Origin of the sequence: Variovorax nivicola (genome assembly GCF_051216475.1) — a bacterium.
Taxonomy (GTDB): domain Bacteria; phylum Pseudomonadota; class Gammaproteobacteria; order Burkholderiales; family Burkholderiaceae_C; genus Variovorax.
On record NZ_JBPJZK010000008.1, the window covers coordinates 60,508 to 80,906 of the forward strand.

A 20,399-nucleotide genomic window follows, 5' to 3' on the forward strand; every position below is an offset into this window, starting at 1 on the left:
AAAGAGCCGGGTCGTAGGCGTCAGCCGAGCGGAGCGAGGGAACGATGGAGGCCCGGATGGGGCGAGACGCCAAGGGCGGCTCGATGCGCACGCGGCCGGCCATGTCCGCTTGGCCGGAGACGCCCGGAATCGGCTACTGTGAGGGACCGTTCAACCCAAAAAGACAGAACTCCGGATGAGCACCGCCTTAACGACAACAGAGACACGCGTGGCCGTCCTGGTCGACTGCGACAACGTGCCGCCCGACATCCTCGAACATGCGCTGCGCATGGTGGCGCAATTTGGCCGCGTCGTTCTGCGCCGCGGCTACGGCAACCAGAGCACGCTGGCCAACAAATGGCAGGACGCTTTGGTGCGCTTGGCCTTCACCCCCTGTCTGCAGTACCAGTACGCCGCCGGCAAGAACACCGCCGACATCGCTCTGGCGCTGGACGCGCTGGAAGCGCTCTTCGACCAACGGGCCGACACCTTCTGCCTGGTCACCAGCGACTCCGACTTCGCCTACCTGTGCCGCAAGCTACGCGAGCGCGGCGCCACGGTCTGCATCGTCGGCGAGCCCAAGACCCCCGACGCGCTGCGCAACGCCAGCGACCAATTCTTCGAATGGGCGCGTCCCGAGCCGCCAGCGGAAGCAGCCATCGAGGCTGCACCGAAGACCACCGCGAAAGCGGAACTGGTCAAGGCCGAGCCGCCGAAGCTGGAACCACCCAGGCCGGCGCCGAAGCGCCGGCCACGCTTCCTGGTCGAAGCCGTGGCGCTGCTGGCCAGCGACACGTCCGAAGGCAAGGTGGGCCTGGGGGTCTTGGGCCAGTACCTCAAGCGCACCGACCCTGCCTTCTCACCCCAGACCTACGGCCACTCGGGACTGCTGAACATGGTCAAGACCTACGACCTACTGACACCACAGCAGGAGGAAGGCGGCCACTGGTCGGTAAGCCTGCTGCCCAAGGCCGAGGGTGCAGCAGAAGCCGACGGACCGCGCGCATGAAATGTGCGTTGCTGCCTGGCGGGTAGCTCCAGCGAAAAGTCCGGCAAGGACACATCACACGTGGGTCACCCTTCCTTCGAAGCAGTATCAACGACCCCGTGCATGAGCTTGCAGAATGCGTTGCACGCCGAAGTGGCCTGCTGAAGAATCCGCTTTGATGACCAGAATGAGACCGGCCCAACATCCGATGGGTCGTTCCCTGTCAGCAATGACCATCGCGACGGCAGGCGACAGTGATCACTCGCCCGGAGTTAGCAAGGCCGAGATGATGTTGAAGTCCTCGATCAAACCGTCGTAGAGACGGTCCACGGCCGCTCCCCAGCCGGCAACGTGCGCTGCAGCCTGGATGCCAAACGCATCCAGATCAGTCGCAAGCGACGCGGAAAAACCAGCTCCTGTCCGATGCGCAGCCTTCTGCCGAAGTTGATTCACCGCGAACAACCGCCGTAGTGCCGGAATGCGTACGTCCTTGTCCCACTCAGCGACGATGTGCATGGAATCTTCGGGCCATCGGTGGCCCGCGCCCTTGCAGAGAGTCGCTAGCTGGCACAAGGCGCCGAGCAACTTCATACTCTTGAGTTCTGCCAGTTGCTTTCTGTCGACGCCCATCTTGAGGACCATGTTTCGCAGCGGCGGTTGCTGAACGGACTCCCACAGAATCACCAGGTCGACTGCGCGATCGAGGAAGACGTCGAGCGTGATGCTCAATGGCACCACGTTGGCAAGCGACGAGAGCCCCTCGATGCGCCACCATCCGCGATGCTCGACGTCTGCGCTGTCGTAGCCACCGATCTCGGATTGGAGGAAGCTGAGACCGAGGCGCTCGGCCAGTTGCGTTAACGTGCGTGTCATCGCGAGATGTGCTTCCACGAGCTCCTGCGCGCGAAGCGCTATGTTCCTCCCGCCACTGCTGTCCCGATCGGCGTAAGCCATCGCCTGCGGAACTGCAAATCGGTGCCAGTGCTCAATGACGGCAGGTGGACTGCCTTCATAGAGCTTTGCAATCTCGACCGCAATATGGCTTCGTCCTACGCGATGGCAGTAGCTTACTGACCATTGGCCTCGGTATGAAACGCCGCCGGATGGTGGATGAACTTGAAACTCCGGCCGGCCCTCGTAGTCGCGCAAGACCTGATCACTCAGGTAAGCCATCAGATGCTCACGGCCCGCACGCTGCATCGTCATCGATCCGGTGTAGTCGGGCCAGATCAGTGCGGGCTTATCGACTGCGATCACGCGGCGCTCACCTCGAGCCAAGACGACTCTACGACCCCAGACCTGCGCGAATTGGTGGCCACGACCATCCACGTCATCACGATGAACTTGGAGATTGAGCAGTCGGCCCGGTAGATGAAAGTCTTCGCCATCCCGGTGCGCCATCACGCGGTCGAACGACGCGTCACCGTGGACCATCGTTGTTCATAGTAAAAGGCGACGACGGCGGCCTGCTTGATGCGGCAATACTCGAGCAAATAGTCACGCTGGACCTCGACGAAAGCGCCCGGGCGCGCCTCCTTCGGTCGTTGATGGTCCCATACCGCCGACACACGCACCACGTCGTACACGGGGCCGTGAGGGTCATCCCACGACAACTCCGACTCTCCGGTCTGCCGAGGCACGAGTCCGAACACCATCAGCAGGCTGTTGTCGGGAACGACGACCTCTGTGTCACTACCGTGCCAGTTGTTGACCAAGGGCTCAAATTGGGTCTCGCGTTCAATTCCCTCGATCCAGAATCCACTGCGATGTGCCGGCCCTTCATCGCCCACGATTGGCAAAGGGCCGTGCGATTGGACCTCGTGCCCCGTGGGCGCGGTGGATTGCAAGACTTCCGTCAGCATGGAAAGAGGAACAAGCGCGGCGTTGACCTTCTTGTACCCGGCGAACCCTCCGATGGTTGCGTCTGAGATTTCACCGATCGTGACGTACTCGGCTCCCGGCTTATCGTATGGGAGGGCGAGGTGCATGAGAGATGCCGGCCAGTACGTAGCTGGAGTATCCACGCCCGGCAGACTCGATACCGGGGGAGCATGCGCAGTGCTAGAACCGACGGATTCTGGCCACGAGTTGACGGTGCTCTCAGATGTCGCACGGTGCGCAGCCGGGAAGAGGAAACGCAAATATCTTAGTATTTGCATAGAGGCTGACTTGAAAACCCAATCCCTCGAAGTTTGAATCGGTAGCGGGCTGTGCGGCCGAAAAACTGTAGCGGAGCCTGGACTCGATGTCCGCCTCCTCCCAGATTTTCGGCAGTGGCGGCGCGCAGTTTCTTATTCGAGCCCAGAGGATGCTTTTTTGGAAGAGGAATCATGAAGGTTGTTGCGGAACACGCCGCATAGCTCTTCGAGATACCCAAGCCGCGCTTGACCTGAGCCTTCTTTTTACTTGACCGTGGAGATGTACGTGAAGCGATCCGAACTGTACGCGTTGGTCTGGCAAACACCGCTTCGCCATTTGGGGCCGAATCTCGGCCTGTCCGATGTCGGACTCTCCAAGCTCTGCCGCCGATACAACATCCCTGTTCCACCCGTCGGCTATTGGACCCGTCTCGCGGTCGGCAAGATCTGCGTGCAGACCCCGCTGCCGCCTTCCGACGTCGATCACGAAGTCCACTTGCCGGAGAAAGACACCACGGCGGCCCGCTCTTCCGACGCCACGAGGATCCAGCAGGTCCAGCAAGCGCTTTCCCGGGCCAGGGATGCCGTTGTGCTGCAGCCCATCGATGTACCGCCCTCACTCGACCACTGCCCCCCACTGGTGGCGAAGACCGCCCGCTTCTTCCAGTCCATCGAGCGCGATGAGGCGAAGTTGGCGGTGGAGGCGGAAGAAGCCAGACGACTGCGCAAGCCCTTTTTCGGCGCCATGTCGAGCCACAGAATGACCTCGGGCCGGTACACCTCCGGCAGCGGCTGCCTGCGCATCACCGCAACGCTGACCCACATCGACTGGATTCTCCGTTTCCACGAAGCGCTCATCCGGGGACTGCTTGCCGGAGGCTGCCAGGTTGTCACTGGCCGGGGAGACGCATCGAACACGGTTGAGATCCGGCGCGCGGGCGGCGCCATCAGGCTGAACTTCTCCGAACAGGTGGAGAAGATTGCTCAACCCAAGCGTCAGGATTTCCTCTTTCATCGAGATGAGTACAGGGCCCTCGATGGCTACAAGCTGAAGTTGGAGAGAGACTGGCACGTCATCGCCCGCCAGTGGACAGGCAGCCGCGAACAACTGGAGCAGCAACTCCCGGAGATCACGCGCGCTCTGATCGCATTCCCGGAAGCCGAAGCACTCAGGTCCAAGCTGCTGGCCGAGGAAGCCGCTATCCGACGAAAGCAAGAGCAGGAAGCAGCCCGGGCACACAACATCGCGAAGGCCGCAGCGCAGGCGCATGCGCAGCGCCGGGAGGCGCGGGCGAATCAGCTGCCTCGCGCCGTGGAGGTCGGCCAATCCCTGACGACCTATCACGGTGTCCTGGACGTCCTGTCGCGCCTGGAGGAGGGGATCGCCGGCGATCAACCCGAGGATGACGCATTGCGTACATGGGTCGCACTCGTGCGAAGCGGTCTCAAGGACTCCGTGCATGAACTGGCCGACGCGTTGCGTGCCGAAGCGGCGCAACCAACGCGGCCGCTTTGGTGGCCGGAATGAGGCGCGACCCAGACCACATCTTCATCAACCTTCGCAGAAACGATCGGAACCCGACATGGCCGAAAACCGCCGAATCCTTGCGCACGTTCTCATCGAGATGAACCCGCTCGCGGGCCAGGGCGCGGAGGCCACCAAGGCCGCACTGCGATCGGCAATTCAGGTGGGGTTGAATGCCCAGGTTCTGGAGTTGAACGTCTATCCGATCGCCGCGGTAGATGGAGCGCGTCATGTGAAGGCACAGATTCCACACTCGGAACCCTCGGACCATGATCAGGTCGTCGAAGAGTACATGCACAGCGGCATGCAGGTTCAGATTTATCGCGAGGCTGGGCAAAAATCGCCGCCCGGCTACTTCGCCGTGGTCTTGAACCCGACTGCGAAGAATCCCAGCGGAGCGGTTATCGACGCAAAGTCCTACACTGAACTGAAGCAAGCCGCCGAAGCACGAGCCGAACGCAAGGCGTTTCTGCTGCAAAGAAAGAAGGGAGGAAATTGAAGGGTATCGGCCCACACCCACTTTGGTTCAGAGTGCACGAAGGTTCGGCATGTGCTGAACGCCCTTTCCGATTCGCACGTCCCGCTCCAGTACGCTTCGCATTGCTACAGCGAGTTGGTCTCAGCAGACATCCCCGGCAACCTATGGACGTCCCGCAACAGCATTGGATGCGCTGCGGAAGAACCGAAAGGCAATACCCATGCGAGCCCAAACCAACCATGAATCGAGCGCGTTTGTCGCCGCAGACCCTACCGCTCAACGAGCCATGCAGGCGGCTCGTCTGCTGCAGGAGGCGCTCACGCTCCTTTGCTCCGACTCAACGATGCCGCTGGCGCAGACAATCAGGCGCGCCCCCGACAGGCTTCTGAGACTGCCTGAAGTCGAGCGCCTCACCGGCCTGCGCAGGTCAGCCATCTACGAACAAATGCGCAGGGGCATCTTTCCGCGCTCGGTGAAAGCTGGACAGCGCACTGCGGCATGGCCGGAGAGCACCGTGCAATCGTGGATCGCGGAGCGCATGAACGGGCGCACGACTTGATTCGATAAGCCGAACCGAGCCGCCCGGACGGCGCGAACCTGCTCTTGGCAAGCGGTTAGGACAGCGCATCCTTCACACCAGCGGACAGGCCCCTCCCGGCGACTGCTCCTCCTCGCAGGGAATTGGTGCTGCCGACCCAAAGCAGGCCTTCATCTCGACAGCCTGAACGTCAGCACTGCAGCACGTTTGCCGTCCTTCCCGACCGCTCGGGGAACTCACGCTGCAATGCCGGTTGCGGTCATTCAGGTGCGACGAGGATCTCGAAATCGACGACTGGTCCAGGGTGGTGCAGACATAGCCCGTCGCCGACGCTCGCGTTGCCGGCGCCATCCAAACATGGACATGCCCGCACATTGACTTTCATGAGGGTCCCGATGACGTCCGATACCGCCGATTTTCAGGCAACGTGTACGGAGAAGCCGTCCACAGGCTGCCGGATCGGGGAGAGGTCTACTCGCGCGCGATCTTCGCCTGTCGCACATAGACGCCCCAACGGTCGTGATCGCGCTTCACGACATTGGCGAACTGCGCCGGCGTCTCGTTGACTGGGTCAAAGGCCATCGTTAGCAAGGTGTCCTGGAAGGCCTTGGTGCGGATCGCCGTCGCGACACCGGCGTACAGCGGTCGCAGCACGGCGTCGCTCAGCTTCGCTGGTCCGAAGAGCCCATTCCAGCCGCGGATCTCGAAGCCCGGCAGGCCGAGCTCGAGCAAGGTGGGGATGTCGGGCATCAGCGCGCGCCGCTTCTCGCCGGCGCTGCCGAGGATCTTGAGGCGGCCGTCCTTGGCGTACTGCGCCGCGGTCGAGGGCGAGTCGAACATCAGCTGCACGCGGCCGGTGAGCAGGTCCTTCAGCGCGTCGGCGCTGCCCTTGTACGGGACGTGGACAAGGTCCATGCCCGTGGTCTGCCGCAGCACTTCGCCGTAGATGTGCGAGACGGTACCGGTGCCGAACGAGGCATAGGCCAGCGTGCCCGGGTGCGCCTTGCCGTAGGCGATCAGTTCCTTGACGTTCGACACCGGTAGCGTCGGCGCCATCACCAGGACCACGCCGCCGGCGGTGGTCTGCGCGATGGGCGTGAAGTCCTTGAAGGTGTCGTACTGCACCGACTTCAGCGTGTGCGGGTTCTGCGTGACGACACCGTCGGAGATGTACATCAACGTATGGCCGTCGGGCTCGGCGCGTGCCACTTCCATGGCGCCGATGCCGCCGCTCGCGCCCGGCTTGTTTTCGACGATGACCGAGGTGCCGAGCGACTTCGACATCTCGAGCGCCAGCACGCGCGCCTGCGTGTCGGTCGGGCCGCCGGGCGCGAAGCCGACGATGATGCGGACCACTTTGCCGGGCTTGGGGAAGACGGCTGTCTGCGCCCACGCGCTGGCGGCGCTCGACATCGACAACGCCACGACGCCCATCATCTCGAGCAGCGTCCGCCGCTTCATGGCTGCACCGCCACAGTCTTGGCGGCCTTCGCGGCCTGGATGCCCCTGTAGACGCGCGTTCGCAGTTCAGCGAACAAAGGCTCGACGCGCGTCAAAGCTTGTGTGCGCGGGCCCGGGATGTCGACTGGCACGTCGTCGAGCACTCTTGTGGGCGACGACGACAACACGAGCACGCGCTGGCCCAAGTACACGGCCTCGTCGATGTCGTGCGTGACGAAGATCACGGTCAGGTCGAGCTCGCTCCAGAGGCGCAGCATCAGGTCTTCGAGGTCGGCGCGCGTCTGCGCATCGACCGCGGCGAACGGCTCGTCGAGCACCATCACCTTGGGTTGGTACGCGACGGCGCGCGCGATGGCCACGCGCTGCTGCATGCCACCCGAGAGCTGCCACGAATACGAGTCGCCGACGCCGGCCAGCGCCACGGCTTCGAGCGCCGCATCGACCATGTTCTTGCGCTTGTCCTTGGGCACCTTGCGCTCACGCAAGGGCAGCTCGACGTTCTCGCGCACGGTCTTCCACGGGAACAAGCTGCGGCCGTATTCCTGGAACACGATCGCCATCTCCTCGGGCGGCGACGTCACGTCGTGCCGGTTCACGTGGATGATGCCGCGCGTGGGCGCCAGCAGGCCCGACAGGCACTTGAGCAGGGTCGTTTTGCCGGCTCCTGAAGGGCCGACAATGCAGGTGAAGTCGCCGTGCCGCACGTCGAAGCTCAGGTCGCCGATGGCCTCGACACGCCGTTCCTTCGACTCGTAAACCTTTTGCAGATGCTGGACCGACACCACCGGCTGGGTGGAAGATTGTTCGTTGTTCATGACAGCGCTCATGGTTCAGCTCTTTCTTTCGAGATCGCGCATTCCGTAGTACCAGCCGAGCACGTGATGCTCGAACAGCCTGAAGACCATCGACAGCGCGAAGCCGAAGAGGCCGAGCATCAGCACGCCGCTCCACATCTGCGGGATCTCGTAGCTGCGCTGGAAATAGATGATGGCCGAGCCCAGCCCGTCGAGCGCGGCGAACATCTCGCTGATCACCATCAGCACGATGCCGATCGACAGGCCCAGCCGCATGCCGACGATGATCTGCGGCGACGCGGCCGGCAGGATGAAGTGCCAGAGGCGCGCGAAGCCCTTGATCTGGTAGGTGCGGCAGGTGTCGTCGAGCACGGAGTCGACGGCCTTCACGCCTTCGACCGTGTTCAGCAGGATCGGCCAGACCGCGCCGGCCACGATGACCGTGATCTTCATCGCGTCGCCGAAACCCATGCTCACGATCAGCAGCGGGATCAGCGCCACCGGCGGCACGGCGCGGAAGAACTCCAGCACCGGCTCGGCCGCGCGGCGCACGCCGGCATGGCTGCCGATGACGATGCCGATGGCGGTGCCGAGAATCGTCGCGAGCACGTAGCCGGCCATCAGGCGCTGGAAGCTCGGTATCACGTCGGTGAAGAAGCGCGGGCCGAGCCACAGGCCGTTGAACTTGTCGAGCACCGCCGCGAGCGACGGGAAGTAGAAGTTGGTCGAGTCGGCGCTCAGCGCATAGAGCAGGCCGAACAGGATCAGCGGCAGCGCCAACTCGACCACCAGCTTGCGGGCGAAGGACGGAATCAACGTGTACCTCCGGCATTGCGAACGCTCGGATGCCATTTGAGAAGCCGGCGTTCGAGCAGGCGCGCGGCCATGTTGATCGCCACGCCCATCAGCCCGGCCACGAGCACGTAGGCGTAGGCCTCTGGCGTCGCGTTGGAGGCCTGGGCCACCACGATGCCGCGGCCGACGCCCTGGCTGCCGATCACCATCTCGGCCGTCACGGCCAGCACCAGCGCTATCGCCGCCGCGAGCCGCACGCCGGTGAACAGATAGGGCAGCAAGGTCGGCCACGCCACATGCCGCACATAGCCGAAGCGGCTGAAGCGGAAGGTGCGTGCGGTGTCGCGCGCGACGCTGTCGATGTCGTTCAGTCCATAGAGCATCTGCAGCAGCACCTGCCAGAAAGCGGCATAAGTGATGAGCACCACGCCCGAGTGGTAGCGCGAACCGAAGAGCAGGATCACGCCGGGAATCAGCGCGACCGACGGAATCGGCCGCAGGAACTCGATGGTCGAGTGCGTGTACTTGCGCGCGCCGGGCGTGAGCCCGACGGCCAGGCCGACGAGCACGCCGGCCACCGTCGCGATCGCGAGGCCCAGCACGCAGGTGCGCACCGTGCAGGCGACGAATCCCCAGAACTCCCCGGTGGTGACGAGCACCGACAGGCGCCCGAGCACGACCGACAGCGGCGGGAAGAAGTCGCGGTTGACCCAGCCGGCGCGCGGCGCGGCTTCCCAGAGGGCCGCGAGCAGCAGGATGCCGACCATCCTGCCCAGCCATCTTGCGATGGCGGACGCGTCGAAGGTGCGGGTGGCCGGGGTCGTGCGCACCGCCCTGCCCACCAGTCCGTTGCTCGCGGCCACGATCACTTGCCTTCGGTCCAGACGACGACGTCGTACACGGCCGGCTTGGTCAGCATGCCGAACTCGTTGCCCGACTTGGAGAACATGTCGACCGACTCGCGCGGGATGTCGACCAGGTACTTCGGCAGGATCAGCTTGGCCGCGACGTCGGGGCCGAGCTTGGTGAACTTGGGCAGCTGCTTCCGCACTTCGTCCGGATGGCCCTGCGCGTATTCCAGCGATTCGTTGATGGCGGTGCGGATCTTCTTGAACAGCTCAGGGTTGGCCTTCAGCTGCGGCTCGCTCGTGAAGTACGACGAGGTCAGCATGCTCTTGGTCGACATCGCCTGGTACGGCGACGCGATCGGCGGAAAGCCCGCGGCGATGGCGGCCGTTCCGAAGGGCTCGGCGCCGACCATCGCGTCGATCTTGCCGGCCTGCAGCGCGGCCAGCGCTTCGGCGAAGCCGAGCTCGATGAAGCGCACCTTGGCCGGATCGCCGCCGTCGGACTTGACGGCCGCCTTGCCCATCATCTGCAGCAGGCCGTTGAGCGCGTTCACGCTGACGGTCTTGCCTTCGAGGTCCTTGGCCGACTTGATGCTGCTGGCCGGGCCGGCGTGGATCATCGTCACGTCCGCGCCCTTGACGCCGGTCGAGCTCGACCCGGCCGAGATGATCTTGAGCGGCAGGCCCTTGTCGCGCGCCTGCAGCACGTTGACCAGCGCGGTGAAGCCGAAGTGGTATTCGCCGCTCATCACGGCCGGCACGGCGCCGGTCGAGGCAATGTTGGCCTTCAACTGCAGGCCGTGCTTCTTCCATATGCCGACCTCCTCGCCGAGGTAGAGCGCGGCCACGTCGGTCACCGGCACGAAGCCGGCGTTGACGGTGGTGAGCGCGGGCGCGGCCTGCGCCATCGCGGGGCCGGCCGACAGCAGGCTGGTGCCGGTCAGGACGGCTGCGACGGCAAGGGCGGCCGCGCTGGTGAAGGTTCTGCGGAAGATGCTGGCTTTCATGATGTCTCCTCGTTGGTTGCTGGCTGGCTGGATCGGTGAATGGGGTTCAGCGCGGCGGTTCGCCGACGATGGTCGTGCGCGTCATGAAGCGGGCGCGGCCGATGTAGTCCGGGATGGCCTTGTGCATCGCGCAGCGGTTATCCCAGATCAGCACCTGGTCCTTCTGCCAGCGCACGCGGCAGGTGTTCTCGAAGCGGGCGCAGTGCTCGTACAGGAAGCGCAGCAGCGGCAGGCTCTCGGCCTCGGTCATGCCTTCGAAGCGCTGCACGTAGACCTGGTTCAGGTACAGGAAGCGCCGGCCCGACACCGGATGCGTGCACACCGCCGGATGCAGCTGCTCGCGGTCGCCGGCCTCGATGTCGAGATCGGTGCGCGCATTGACCGAGCTGAACTTCTTCTTCTGCGCGTGGTAGGCCGAGCCGTAGATGCGCGTCGCGCTGTGCACGACGTTGAGCCCGTCCAGGATCTCGCGCAGCTTGGGCGACAGCGTCTCGTACGCGGCGTACATGCTGAGGAAGCCGGTGTCGCCGCCGAACTCCGGCACCGTCACCGACTTCATGATCACGGCGGCCGGCGGCGACTCGAAGTAGGTGCTGTCGGCATGCCAGCTCTCGCCGATCACGCGGCTGTTGTCGTCGGCATCGCGCTTGATGATGTGGATCTGCTCGTGGCCTTCGACCGACAGCAGCTGCGGCATCGCCATCAGCGGGCCGAAGCGCTCGCTGAAAGCCAGGTGCTGGTCATGCGTCAGCGGCTGGTTCGGGAAGTAGACGACAAGGTAGTCGGCGAAGGCTTGCCGCACCTCCTGCCAGGTCTCGTCATCGAGCGGGCGCGTCAGGTCGACGCCGTGGATCTCTGCGCCGATGGTGCTGTTCATCGGGCGGACGTCGATCCGCTTGAACTTGAGGGGGTTGTCGTAGATGGCAGTCACGGTCGGTTCAATCCTTGTTCATGTGCGGCACGCCGGCGATGAGCTTCTTCAGCAGCGCGACGGCCTGTTGGCGCTCGTCTTCCGACAGCGCGGCGATGAAGCGCCGCTCCCGCTGGCGCGACGATTTCCTGATCTGCCGCTCGAGCTCGCGGCCCGTTTCGGTGAGGTGGACGATGGCGGCGCGGCCGCGCGTGGCGGTCTGCTCGAGCTCGACGATGCCGCGCTGTTCCAGCGCACGCAGGCTGCGGCTGGCGGCGGCCTTGTCGACGTCGGCCGAACTCGCGACCGCGCTGATGTTCAGGTTCTTGGCGAGCCCGAGCGCCAGCACGATCCGGTAGTCGGCCATGCTCAGTTCGAAGTGTTTCTGGTAGTGGCTCGACGCGCCGCGGTTCAGGCGGCCGGCCAGGCTCATCACCAGCACGGCGATGTATTCCTCGGCCAGCGGCGCGATCGGTGCGGCCAACGAGGCCAGTGGATCCGCAGCCCGATCGCACGGCGTGCCGGCCGTGCTGGCCTTGCTGACCGAGCCGGATGAAGTCGCCCTCTTGCCAGCCATCGTCAGGCCGCCCTGTGCGCCGCGAGCCAGCGCAACGAACGTTCCCAGGCGAGCTGGGCGGATGCCGGCTCGTACGAAGCGCGTGCATCGCAGTTGAAGCCGTGGCCCGCGGGGTACACGTGCAGCTCGACCTCGGGGCGCTCGGCGCGGGTGCGCTCGACGCCGACCATCGGGATCGTGTGGTCGGTCTCGCCGTAGTGCAGCAAGGTCGGGCTCTGCGCGGGGCGCTCGAGATGCTCGACGATCTGGCCACCGTAGTAGCCGACCACCGCCGCGATGCCGGGCCGCGACTGAGCAGCCATCCAAGCGACCGAAGCGCCGAGGCAGAAGCCCATCAGCGCGACCGAGCCTTGCGTGCGGCGTGCAAGGTCGGCCGTCGCGAGCGTGTCGACGACCATCGCTTTCCAGTCGATGCGCGGCAGCAGCTTGAGCGCTTCCGCGACCTCTTCCTTGCTGTAGCCTGAGGTGAAGCCGGGCTGCAACCGGTCGAAGAGCGCGGGCGCGTAGGCGTCGTAGCCTTCCTTCGCGAGCCGTGCGCAGACCGACTGGATGTGCGGGTTGACGCCGAAGATCTCCTGCAGCACAACGACCGCGCCGCGCGAGTGGCCTTCGGCGGGCGACGACCAGCAGTCGAAGGCATGGCCGTCGGGCGAAGTGATCTTGATGAAGCCGGGCTGGGTCATGGGGTCTTCCCTCAATCCGCCGGGCCGAGCGCGGTGCCGCCGTCGATCAGGATCTGCGCGCCCGTCACCAGGCTGGACGCCGGCGATGCGAGATACAAGGCCGCGCCTTGCAGGTCTTGCGTCGTCGCGATGCGGCCGAGCGGTGCGGCGCGTTCGAAGGGCTTGCGCGCGTCGGCATCCTTGAGCCGGCCGCCGCCGATGTTGGTGATGACCGGGCCGGGCGAGATCGCATTGACAAGGATGTCGTACTTGGCGAGCTCGTGCGCGGCCTGCCGCACGAGGTAGCCGACAGCCGCCTTCGAGGTCGCATAGATCGAGCTGACCAGCGTCTCGGTCTTCGACGCCGAGATCGAGCTCGTGACGATGATGCGGCCGCCGCCCTGCTTCTTCATGTACGGCACGACGGTCTGCAATGTCAGGAAGACCGAGGTCGTGTTGGTCGCGATGACGCGCTCCCACACTTCGAGCGAGAGGTTCTCGATCGCGCCGGCCGGATTGCGCTCTCCGGCGCCGTTGAGGAAGCCCGGGCCGCCGCTGATGCCGGCATTGGCGAAGACAATGTCGAGCCGGCCATGGCGCCCGACGATGTGAGCGAAAGCCTGGCGCACGGTGTCGGGCTTCGTCACGTCAGCGACCTCGCCGTGCACGTCGCCACCCTCGGCCTTGAGGCGCTCCACGGCAGCTTCGAGCGACGCGCGGTCGACGTCGATGAGGTTGACCTTGGCGCCGTTGGCGGCCATGACTTCGGCATAGGCGAGACCGATACCGCCGGCACCGCCGGTGATGGCGACGATGCGTCCTTCGACGTTGAAGAGTTCACTGGCTTTCATGGTGCCAATTGTGATTTCGCATTAAATGATTCGTCAACAAAGGGGAAACCCGAAGGTCGAACCAATGACTCCTGTCGCGGCCAACCTCCTGGCCTTCGGCCGGCCTGCCTTTCAGCTTCGCTTCGGCACGACGTGCTGCTTCCACAGCCGCTCGAAGCCATCGCAGAATTCGCGCGCCGCCGGCGTCATCGACCGGTGCTTGCCGCGCAGAATCTGCACCGGAATGCGCGGGCTCGGCGCGTACGGCCGCACGACCAGGCCCTTGAAGGCGCCGCCTGCGGCCGTCGGCGCATCGAGCAGCGCGATGCCAGCACCGGCCTGCGCGAACCAGCAGGCGACCGTGCCGGACGTCACCTCCAGGTCGACCCGCATGCCTTGCAGCTGACCGCCGTACACCTGCTCCAGCAGATGGCCGAAGGGTGGCGCCTGCGAGATCGCGATCAGCCGCTCGCCGCGCAGGTCGTCAGCCTTGACGACCTTCTTGCGCGCGAGGTGATGGTCTTCGGGCACCACGCACACCAGCCCGCACTGCAGCGTGCGGACGATCTCGAGCTCGGGATGCGCAGTCGGCAGCATCTCGATGCCGATGTCGCACATGCCGCGCGCGACCGCGTCGCTCACCAGATGCGGCATGACCATGTCGACGTGGATCGTCAGCTCGGGAAACGCCGCGTAGAGCGCGGTCGCGGCCTGCGGCAACAGGAAGGTGCAGAAGCGCGCCGTGCTCGCGATGCGCAGGCTGCCGCCGCGCGGCGCCGCGAGTTCGCGCGACACCGAGCGCGCCTTTTCCATGCTCTTCCAGACCGCCTCGATCTCGGGATAGAGCTGATGCGCTTCCGGCGTCGGCACGAGCCGGCCGCGCACGCGTTCGAAGAGGCGCAAGCCGGCATGCCGCTCGGCCAGCGCCAGCAGCTTGCTCGCGGCCGGCTGCGAGATGTGCATGAGCGCGCCCGCGCCCTTGACGGTGCCGCTCAGCATCACGGCACGGAACACTTCCATCTCTCGCAGGTTCACGTCGTCGTCTCATCGGTGGTGAAGGAGCGGCGAACCCTAACCGATAGGCTGTGCGCTTCCTGCTAGCCTTCGCTGGCCGCGGCTAGCCGTTGCTCGCCGCCATCTCGTCCGTCACCTTGAGGTCAGCCACGCCGCCGCTCGCGACCGGATCGTCGGCGTAGAGCTTCTTGAAGTTGAGCGACGCGCTCTTGCCTTCGCGCTTCGGCACGCCGTTGACTTCATGGAAGATGTACTCGCCCGGCACCTGGCGAAAGCCCGGGGCGTCCATCCACAGCCGCACCAGATGACGCTTGCGCTCGGGCTCCGGATAGTTCTTGAACGAGGTGCGCGCATGCATGACCGTGTAGTTGTTGACCACCAGCATGTCGCCACGTTCGAGGAAGAAGGCCAGCCGGTTCTCGGGCGCGGTGGCGACCGCATCGAAGGTGTTGAGCGCGGCGATGTCCTCCTCAGTCAGCGGCGTGTCGAGCGCGCGATGGCCGGCCACCAGGTTGGAGCGCAGATAGCGCGAACTGAGCTGGCCGTCGCGAACCGCGAAGAGCGGCACGCGCTGGCGCGTGACCGGCGGCTCGCCCGGCGCTTCTTCGCCGACCTGGTGGTAATGGAAGCCGCGGTAGAGCGGCGCCAGCACTTCCGGGTGGTGCTTGCACAGTTCGTCGTGCACCGTGACCGCGCTCACGATCACCGACGCACCGCCGGTCTCAGACTTGTGCCAGCAGGCCAGCGAGATCATCGCGGTGATGTCGTTGTGCGGGCGCAATTCGAGGTTGCTGCGGTACATGCGCGGCGTCGCGTCCTCGGCGGTCGCGTCGACCACGTGGCCGATCAGGTCACCGCTGGTGCTCTGCGACAGCGCGTCGCCGAAGTGCTGGCCGATGCCCCAGACGGCCGAGACGAATTCGTTCTTGCTCATGCTGTCGACCGGCAGGCCGCGGATCACGACGAAACCGCGGCCGCTGCGCACGTCCTCGTACGCGGCCTTCAGGCGCGGCGTGAGCGAAGCCATTGCGAAGTCGGATGCGGTGGAACCCTGTGGCCGCTGCACGTCGGGCAGTGCACGCACGGCGGCGAGCAGCTCGGCGCGTTCGGCGTCGCTCAACTTGAGGCTGTAGTCGGCCGAACTCTGGAAGGACGCGGCCTTCCAGGCGAAGGATTGCGATTGATGTTGGAGACAGTCGTTGCTCATGATGCGACCTGGTGTGTTGAAGAGGATCAGTCCGGCAACGCGCCGGACGACTTGACCACCGGCGCCCATTTCTGGATGTCGGCGCGGATAATGGAATCGAATTCCTGCGGCGTCGAACCCACGGCCTCGACGCCCATGCCCTGCAGCTGCTCGGCGAACTCGGGTGAGCGGATCACCGTCGCCATGTCGGCGCTGGCCTTGGCGACGATGGCCGCCGGCGTGGCGGCCGGCGCCACCACGCCCAGCACGCTGACGGCGCTGACGCCGGGCACGGTCTCGGCGATGGTCGGGATCGACGCGATCGACTTCGGCCGCTCCGGGCTGAAGAGCGCGATCGCCTTCAGCCTGCCCGCCTTGATGAACGGCGAACTGCTGTGATAGATGTCGACCAAGAGCGGCACCTGGCCGCCGATCACGTCCTGCTGGGCCGGCGCGCCGCCCTTGTATGGCACGTGCAGCATGTCGATCCCGGCCCGCGTCTTCAGGAGTTCCATGCCGAGATGCAGCGCGGTGCCGCTGCCCGAACTCGCATAGCTGATCTTGCCGGGCTCCTTCTTCGCGAGCGCGATCAGCTGCGCGAGGTTGTCGGCCGGGAACGACGGATGCGCCGCGATCACCATGTGCTGCACGCCGACTTCGCTGACGGCCGCGAAATCCTTGAGCGTGTCGTAGGGCAGCTTGGGCCGCAGGCTCGGATTGATCTCGTGCGCCGACACGACGATGCCGAAGGTGGCGCCGTCCGGTGCGGCCTTGGCGACGACGTCGGTGCCGAGCACCGTGCCGGCGCCGGGCTTGTTGTCGACGATGACGGGTTGCTTCCAGACCGCCGCCATCCGTTGCGCCAGCAGGCGCGCCATCGCGTCGGTTGCGCCGCCGGCGGCGAAGGGAACGACGAAACGGATCGGCCGAGAGGGCCATGGCTCGTCGGCCGCATGAGCCACCGTCGAGGAATACATCCATACGCTGGCGGTGAGGGCGGCAAGGCCGGCGGCTCGCAGCGAGCAAAGGAAGGTGCGGCGGTTCCGCTGATTCATTTCGGTGTCTCTCTTCGTCCTGCCTACCTCGACGGTGGTGGACTTCGTTGTCGGTACTGTGCCGGATTGTTCGGCATGGAGGCTCCATCCGCAAATGAAGAGTTGTGGGTCAGCGAATAACCATTGGTTATTCGTTCTAGATCAGTTCTCGAATGAAAGTCTGCTCAGTAAGACGCCGAACTGACGGTCAGGCCCCTCTGCAGTTGATCGCCGTTTATCACTCTTGCAGTTGACCTGCCGCACCCGGAAGTCGATCGCGCGAGATCAGTGGAAGGAGAGTCGCATCTGGGCGTAAGCGCAGCGCGCCGTCAGAGACCGTAAGTGGGGGAAACCACATTCAAGAACGGCGATCTCGTTTCACTCAAGGTGCGCGATGTCAGTCAGGGTGACCTGATCGCTTCTCGAACAGTCGTCAAGCAGCACAAGACACAGCACCCCGTGCAGTTCGAAATCACGGCCGGTACTCGTGGGCCCTCCTGAAGTGGATCAAGCTGGCTGGACTGCAGTCCGAGGACTTCCTGTTCCCAAGCCCGATCCAAAACTCGCCGCTTCTTGGGACCCGTCAGTACGCCCGCGTTCTTGAACACTAGGTGGTCGAGCTCGGTCCTGACGCATGCAGACTACGGCACACAACCCGAGCGACGGACAAATGCAACGCTGATCTACCGAAGGACGAAGAACTTGCGCGCAGTCCAGCTTCTGCTGGGCCGCTCGAAGCTCGAATCGACAGTCCGGTACCTGGGCATCGAAGTGGATGACGCGTTAGAGATTTCGGATGGAGTGAACCCCTGCGGCTGGACCACGGGTTCGACGCTCGCTCCATCCAATAGATTGCGTCGGGGTGGGGCGGGGTGAGCTCCGGGTCCTCACAGCCTCAGGCGACATCTCCCCGTCACTGCGCAACTTCCGCTTCATGAGTTCAAGCAGCCATTCGATGCTTGAAATTGAACGTCGGCAGTCAGTCTCAAGCGGCCTTCCGCTAACCACGGCTAGCATACCGCTCCTGGCCCGGGACTTCCCGTTCTCTCCAACGCCAGGAAGCTGATGCTCGCCCCTGGATCGGATTGGCGAAGGGCCGCGGTGGCGCGCGACGCCCTCGGCAAAGAGCGGTCGTCGGCGACGCTCTACAGCAGATCGGGAGGGCCGTACTAACACCCGACGGGGCAGTTCTCATGCGGCCGCTTTCAACGCAACCGCTGGAGAACCCACTTTGGTAGCCAGCACGTCCAGATAGTCCGCCCATCGCTGGAGCATCACGGCGCGCTGCTTGAGGTACTGGGTACGGTTGTAGGCGCGCCCATTGGCATCCTTGACGGCGTGCGCCAATTGGGCTTCGATCACCAGCGGATCGATCTCCAGCACTTCCGCCAACAGGGTCCGGGCTGTCGCCCGGAAGCCATGAACCGTCTGCACGGTCGGGCCGTACCCCAGGGTCAGAAGCGCTGCACGCAGAGTGTTGTCCGAGATCGGCCGCTCATGACTACGCTCGCCCGGGAAGACCAGCGTGCTGTGGCCCGTAATGGGATGCAGCTTGCGCAGCAACCCCACAGCCTGCCTGGGCAGAGGCACCAAGTGCGGATCACCATGTTGCTTGCCGTCGATGCGCCGCTTCATCCGCGCAGCGGGCACGGTCCAGAGCGCCCCGTCGAGATCGATCTCGGCCCAGGCCGCCGCTCGCAGTTCGTTCGGGCGTTGAAAAAGCATGGGCGCCAGTTGAAGCGCCGTACGCACGATCGCTCCGCCTTGGTAACCCCGGATGACGCGTATCAGCGTCCCCAGTTGGGCCGGATCGGTGATCGCCGCGAAGTGCCGCTTCTTGTGGGGCGTGAGTGCCCCCTTGAGATCCGCCGTGATATCGCGCGGCGCCCGCGCGGTGGCGACCGCGTAGCGCCACACCGCGCGTGCTGTCATCAGCACGCGGCCGGCCACGTCGAGAGCGCCACGCTCCTCGACACGGCGCAGGGCTGCCAACAACTCGATGGCCTCGATTTCGCTGATGCGACGAGCAGCGAAGTACGGAAACAGATCCTTTTCCAGGTTCCGCTTCTCGCGTGTCGCGTAGTGGCCGCTCCACCGCGCATAGTGCTTGTCGAACCATTCGAGCGCGGTCTCTCGAAAGGTGTCGCCGGTGTTCACAGCCGACTTGAGCTTGACGACCTGGCGCGCCTGTATGGGATTGATTCCGGAAGCCTTCTGGGCTTTGGCAGCGTCACGGGCCTTCCTCGCCGCCGCAAGGCTCACGTCGGGATAGGAGCCCAAGGCGAATTTTTTCTCGACCCCCACGATCCTGAACTTCCAGAACCACCGACGAGAACCCGAGGCCGAAACCTCCAGATAGAGGCCGCCCGCGTCGGCGTAGCGTGCCTGCTTTCGGTCAGGTGGACAGGAGGCGTTGCGGCATGCGGCATCGGTCAACGGCATGGGGTACATCCAGGGGGTGGGGGTACAAAACCGCCGTACCAGGGGGTTCAGGAGGTTTGTACCCCCTTTTGTACCCCCACTTGGGGCTGGCAGTCACCAGATTTCAGTGTATGCCGGCGGACGCGATTCGCCCAGTTCCCCAATGAAAAAGGGCGTCCGGTGGATGAAACCGGACGCCCTTGGACGTTATGTTGGTCGGTGTGAAAGGATTCGAACCTTCGACCCCTTGCACCCCATGCAAGTGCGCTACCAGGCTGCGCCACACACCGAAGCTCTCGATTATAGCGGTTGAAATTCAGCGTCCGAGGGTCAGCAGCTCACGAATTTCAAAGAGTTCGCGCCGCAGGTGCAACAACTGCGACAGGTCGACTGTCTGCGCGGCAGACGACGCAGGCGAATCCTGCACCACGGCGGCATCGAATTCTTCTTGGTCGATCTCGATGGCCTCCATGCCTTCGAGTGGCACCTCGCCCGCCTTGCGGCGGTCGCGTTCGCCCTGCACGAGTTCCTGCAGCTTGTTGCGCGCGCCGCTGATCGTGAAGCCCTGGTCGTAGAGCAGATCGCGGATGCGGCGGATCATGAGCACCTCGTGGTGCTGGTAGTAGCGGCGGTTGCCGCGCCGCTTCATAGGCCGCAGCTGCGTGAACTCCTGCTCCCAATAACGCAGCACGTGCGGCTTGACGCCGCACAGTTCGCCGACCTCACCAATGGTGAAGTAGCGTTTTACGGGAATCGGAGGGAGCGTTTTCTCCATTGAAATCAAGACTGTGCGCGGGAAACCTGAGAGATTACTCTACGCAGGCGCGCAGCACCAAGCACTATTCGGCGCCCAGGCTCCACTCGACTTCGGATGCGCCGTTCTGATCGATGCTTCCGTGAATCTGCTCCTTGAGCTTCGCACTCGCGTGGAACGTGGCCACGCGGCGCTCGCCGATCGGAATGGCCTCGCCGGTGCGCGGGTTGCGGCCCGGCCGGGGCGCCTTCACGCGGATCTGGAAGTTGCCGAAGCCCGAGATCTTCACGTCCGTGCCTTCGACGAGACTGTTGGCCACGAGTTCGAAGAACGCCTCGACCATGTCCTTGGACTCGCGCTTGTTCAGGCCGATCTGCTCGAACAGCAGGTCGGCCAGATGCGCCTTGGTGAGAGCAGGCGTTTCGAGAGCCTCGAGCGTGAATTCGGCAGCGTTCATTCT

21 protein-coding genes, 1 tRNA gene and 1 pseudogene are annotated in these 20,399 nt (G+C 64.6%); 5 read left to right on the forward strand and 18 right to left on the reverse strand.

The window, feature by feature from the left end:
* The first annotated feature begins 175 nt into the window (after positions 1-175).
* Entirely contained in the window at positions 176-988 is an 813-nt protein-coding gene (locus tag ACSFBF_RS27135) for an NYN domain-containing protein (RefSeq protein WP_435460611.1), read from the forward strand.
* A 237-nt stretch (positions 989-1,225) separates the two neighbouring features.
* Here ACSFBF_RS27135 and ACSFBF_RS27140 read toward each other — a convergent pair whose 3' ends face one another.
* Positions 1,226-2,401, reverse strand: coding sequence for a helix-turn-helix domain-containing protein (locus tag ACSFBF_RS27140; RefSeq protein ID WP_435460612.1), 1,176 nt, complete (start codon positions 2,399-2,401; stop codon positions 1,226-1,228).
* Positions 2,368-2,955 (reverse strand): hypothetical protein, encoded by a 588-nt coding sequence (locus tag ACSFBF_RS27145; RefSeq protein ID WP_435460613.1) that lies wholly within the window; start codon positions 2,953-2,955, stop codon positions 2,368-2,370. The genes ACSFBF_RS27140 and ACSFBF_RS27145 overlap by 34 nt, the downstream gene beginning before the upstream one ends.
* Before the next feature lie 436 nt (positions 2,956-3,391).
* Here ACSFBF_RS27145 and ACSFBF_RS27150 point away from each other — a divergent pair, with 436 nt between their 5' ends.
* The 3 genes from ACSFBF_RS27150 to ACSFBF_RS27160 all read left to right on the forward strand — a co-directional run bounded on the left by ACSFBF_RS27150 (position 3,392) and on the right by ACSFBF_RS27160 (position 5,667).
* Complete coding sequence (locus tag ACSFBF_RS27150) at positions 3,392-4,633, forward strand: hypothetical protein (RefSeq protein WP_435460614.1); 1,242 nt, start codon at positions 3,392-3,394, stop codon at positions 4,631-4,633.
* Between the two features lie 55 nt (positions 4,634-4,688).
* Entirely contained in the window at positions 4,689-5,129 is a 441-nt protein-coding gene (locus ACSFBF_RS27155) for a hypothetical protein (protein WP_435460615.1), read from the forward strand.
* 199 nt (positions 5,130-5,328) lie between these two features.
* Positions 5,329-5,667 carry a helix-turn-helix transcriptional regulator gene (locus ACSFBF_RS27160; RefSeq protein WP_435460616.1) on the forward strand — a complete coding sequence of 113 codons (339 nt, stop codon included), beginning with the start codon at positions 5,329-5,331 and terminating at the stop codon, positions 5,665-5,667.
* 450 nt (positions 5,668-6,117) lie between these two features.
* Here the strand turns inward: ACSFBF_RS27160 and ACSFBF_RS27165 are convergent, their stop codons facing one another.
* The 12 genes from ACSFBF_RS27165 to ACSFBF_RS27220 all read right to left on the reverse strand — a co-directional run bounded on the left by ACSFBF_RS27165 (position 6,118) and on the right by ACSFBF_RS27220 (position 16,785).
* Positions 6,118-7,107: a Bug family tripartite tricarboxylate transporter substrate binding protein gene (locus ACSFBF_RS27165; protein WP_435460617.1), complete on the reverse strand. Its 990-nt coding sequence runs from the start codon at positions 7,105-7,107 to the stop codon at positions 6,118-6,120.
* The gene (locus ACSFBF_RS27170) at positions 7,104-7,922 is read right to left on the reverse strand and encodes an ABC transporter ATP-binding protein (protein WP_435460618.1); all 819 of its coding nucleotides are present in this window, start codon (positions 7,920-7,922) and stop codon (positions 7,104-7,106) included. Before ACSFBF_RS27170 ends, ACSFBF_RS27165 begins: the two co-directional genes overlap by 4 nt.
* A gap of 15 nt (positions 7,923-7,937) precedes the next feature.
* Positions 7,938-8,717: an ABC transporter permease gene (locus ACSFBF_RS27175; RefSeq protein WP_435460619.1), complete on the reverse strand. Its 780-nt coding sequence runs from the start codon at positions 8,715-8,717 to the stop codon at positions 7,938-7,940.
* Positions 8,714-9,559, reverse strand: a complete 846-nt coding sequence (locus ACSFBF_RS27180; RefSeq protein WP_435460620.1) for an ABC transporter permease — start codon at positions 9,557-9,559, stop codon at positions 8,714-8,716. Before ACSFBF_RS27180 ends, ACSFBF_RS27175 begins: the two co-directional genes overlap by 4 nt.
* A gap of 2 nt (positions 9,560-9,561) precedes the next feature.
* Positions 9,562-10,551 carry an ABC transporter substrate-binding protein gene (locus tag ACSFBF_RS27185; RefSeq protein ID WP_435460621.1) on the reverse strand — a complete coding sequence of 330 codons (990 nt, stop codon included), beginning with the start codon at positions 10,549-10,551 and terminating at the stop codon, positions 9,562-9,564.
* A gap of 46 nt (positions 10,552-10,597) precedes the next feature.
* Positions 10,598-11,482: a TauD/TfdA dioxygenase family protein gene (locus ACSFBF_RS27190; protein ID WP_435460622.1), complete on the reverse strand. Its 885-nt coding sequence runs from the start codon at positions 11,480-11,482 to the stop codon at positions 10,598-10,600.
* 7 nt (positions 11,483-11,489) lie between these two features.
* Positions 11,490-12,038 carry a MarR family winged helix-turn-helix transcriptional regulator gene (locus tag ACSFBF_RS27195; RefSeq protein ID WP_435460623.1) on the reverse strand — a complete coding sequence of 183 codons (549 nt, stop codon included), beginning with the start codon at positions 12,036-12,038 and terminating at the stop codon, positions 11,490-11,492.
* Between the two features lie 2 nt (positions 12,039-12,040).
* The gene (locus ACSFBF_RS27200; RefSeq protein ID WP_435460624.1) at positions 12,041-12,721 is read right to left on the reverse strand and encodes a dienelactone hydrolase family protein; all 681 of its coding nucleotides are present in this window, start codon (positions 12,719-12,721) and stop codon (positions 12,041-12,043) included.
* 11 nt (positions 12,722-12,732) lie between these two features.
* Entirely contained in the window at positions 12,733-13,551 is an 819-nt protein-coding gene (locus tag ACSFBF_RS27205) for an SDR family NAD(P)-dependent oxidoreductase (RefSeq protein ID WP_435460625.1), read from the reverse strand.
* 111 nt (positions 13,552-13,662) lie between these two features.
* Positions 13,663-14,565, reverse strand: a complete 903-nt coding sequence (locus ACSFBF_RS27210) for a LysR family transcriptional regulator (RefSeq protein WP_435460626.1) — start codon at positions 14,563-14,565, stop codon at positions 13,663-13,665.
* A gap of 82 nt (positions 14,566-14,647) precedes the next feature.
* Entirely contained in the window at positions 14,648-15,751 is a 1,104-nt protein-coding gene (locus tag ACSFBF_RS27215; RefSeq protein WP_435460627.1) for a TauD/TfdA family dioxygenase, read from the reverse strand.
* Positions 15,752-15,777: 26 nt separating this feature from the next.
* Positions 15,778-16,785 (reverse strand): tripartite tricarboxylate transporter substrate binding protein, encoded by a 1,008-nt coding sequence (locus ACSFBF_RS27220; RefSeq protein WP_435460628.1) that lies wholly within the window; start codon positions 16,783-16,785, stop codon positions 15,778-15,780.
* Between the two features lie 345 nt (positions 16,786-17,130).
* On the opposite strand from ACSFBF_RS27220, the pseudogene ACSFBF_RS27225 reads away from it, so the two are divergent.
* Positions 17,131-17,562 (forward strand): annotated as a pseudogene (locus ACSFBF_RS27225) (tyrosine-type recombinase/integrase); the annotation flags it as partial.
* Between the two features lie 393 nt (positions 17,563-17,955).
* Here ACSFBF_RS27225 and ACSFBF_RS27230 read toward each other — a convergent pair.
* The 4 genes from ACSFBF_RS27230 to ACSFBF_RS27245 form a co-directional block, all read right to left on the reverse strand.
* A complete protein-coding gene (locus ACSFBF_RS27230; RefSeq protein ID WP_435460630.1) occupies positions 17,956-19,206 on the reverse strand; it encodes a tyrosine-type recombinase/integrase in 1,251 nt (416 codons plus the stop codon).
* Between the two features lie 192 nt (positions 19,207-19,398).
* Positions 19,399-19,475: transfer RNA gene (locus ACSFBF_RS27235), tRNA-Pro, on the reverse strand.
* Positions 19,476-19,501: 26 nt separating this feature from the next.
* A complete protein-coding gene (locus ACSFBF_RS27240) occupies positions 19,502-19,960 on the reverse strand; it encodes a MerR family transcriptional regulator (RefSeq protein WP_435472416.1) in 459 nt (152 codons plus the stop codon).
* A 64-nt stretch (positions 19,961-20,024) separates the two neighbouring features.
* On the reverse strand, positions 20,025-20,396 hold the full coding sequence (locus ACSFBF_RS27245; RefSeq protein ID WP_435472418.1) for an integration host factor subunit alpha: 372 nt from the start codon (positions 20,394-20,396) through the stop codon (positions 20,025-20,027).
* Positions 20,397-20,399 lie beyond the last annotated feature (3 nt).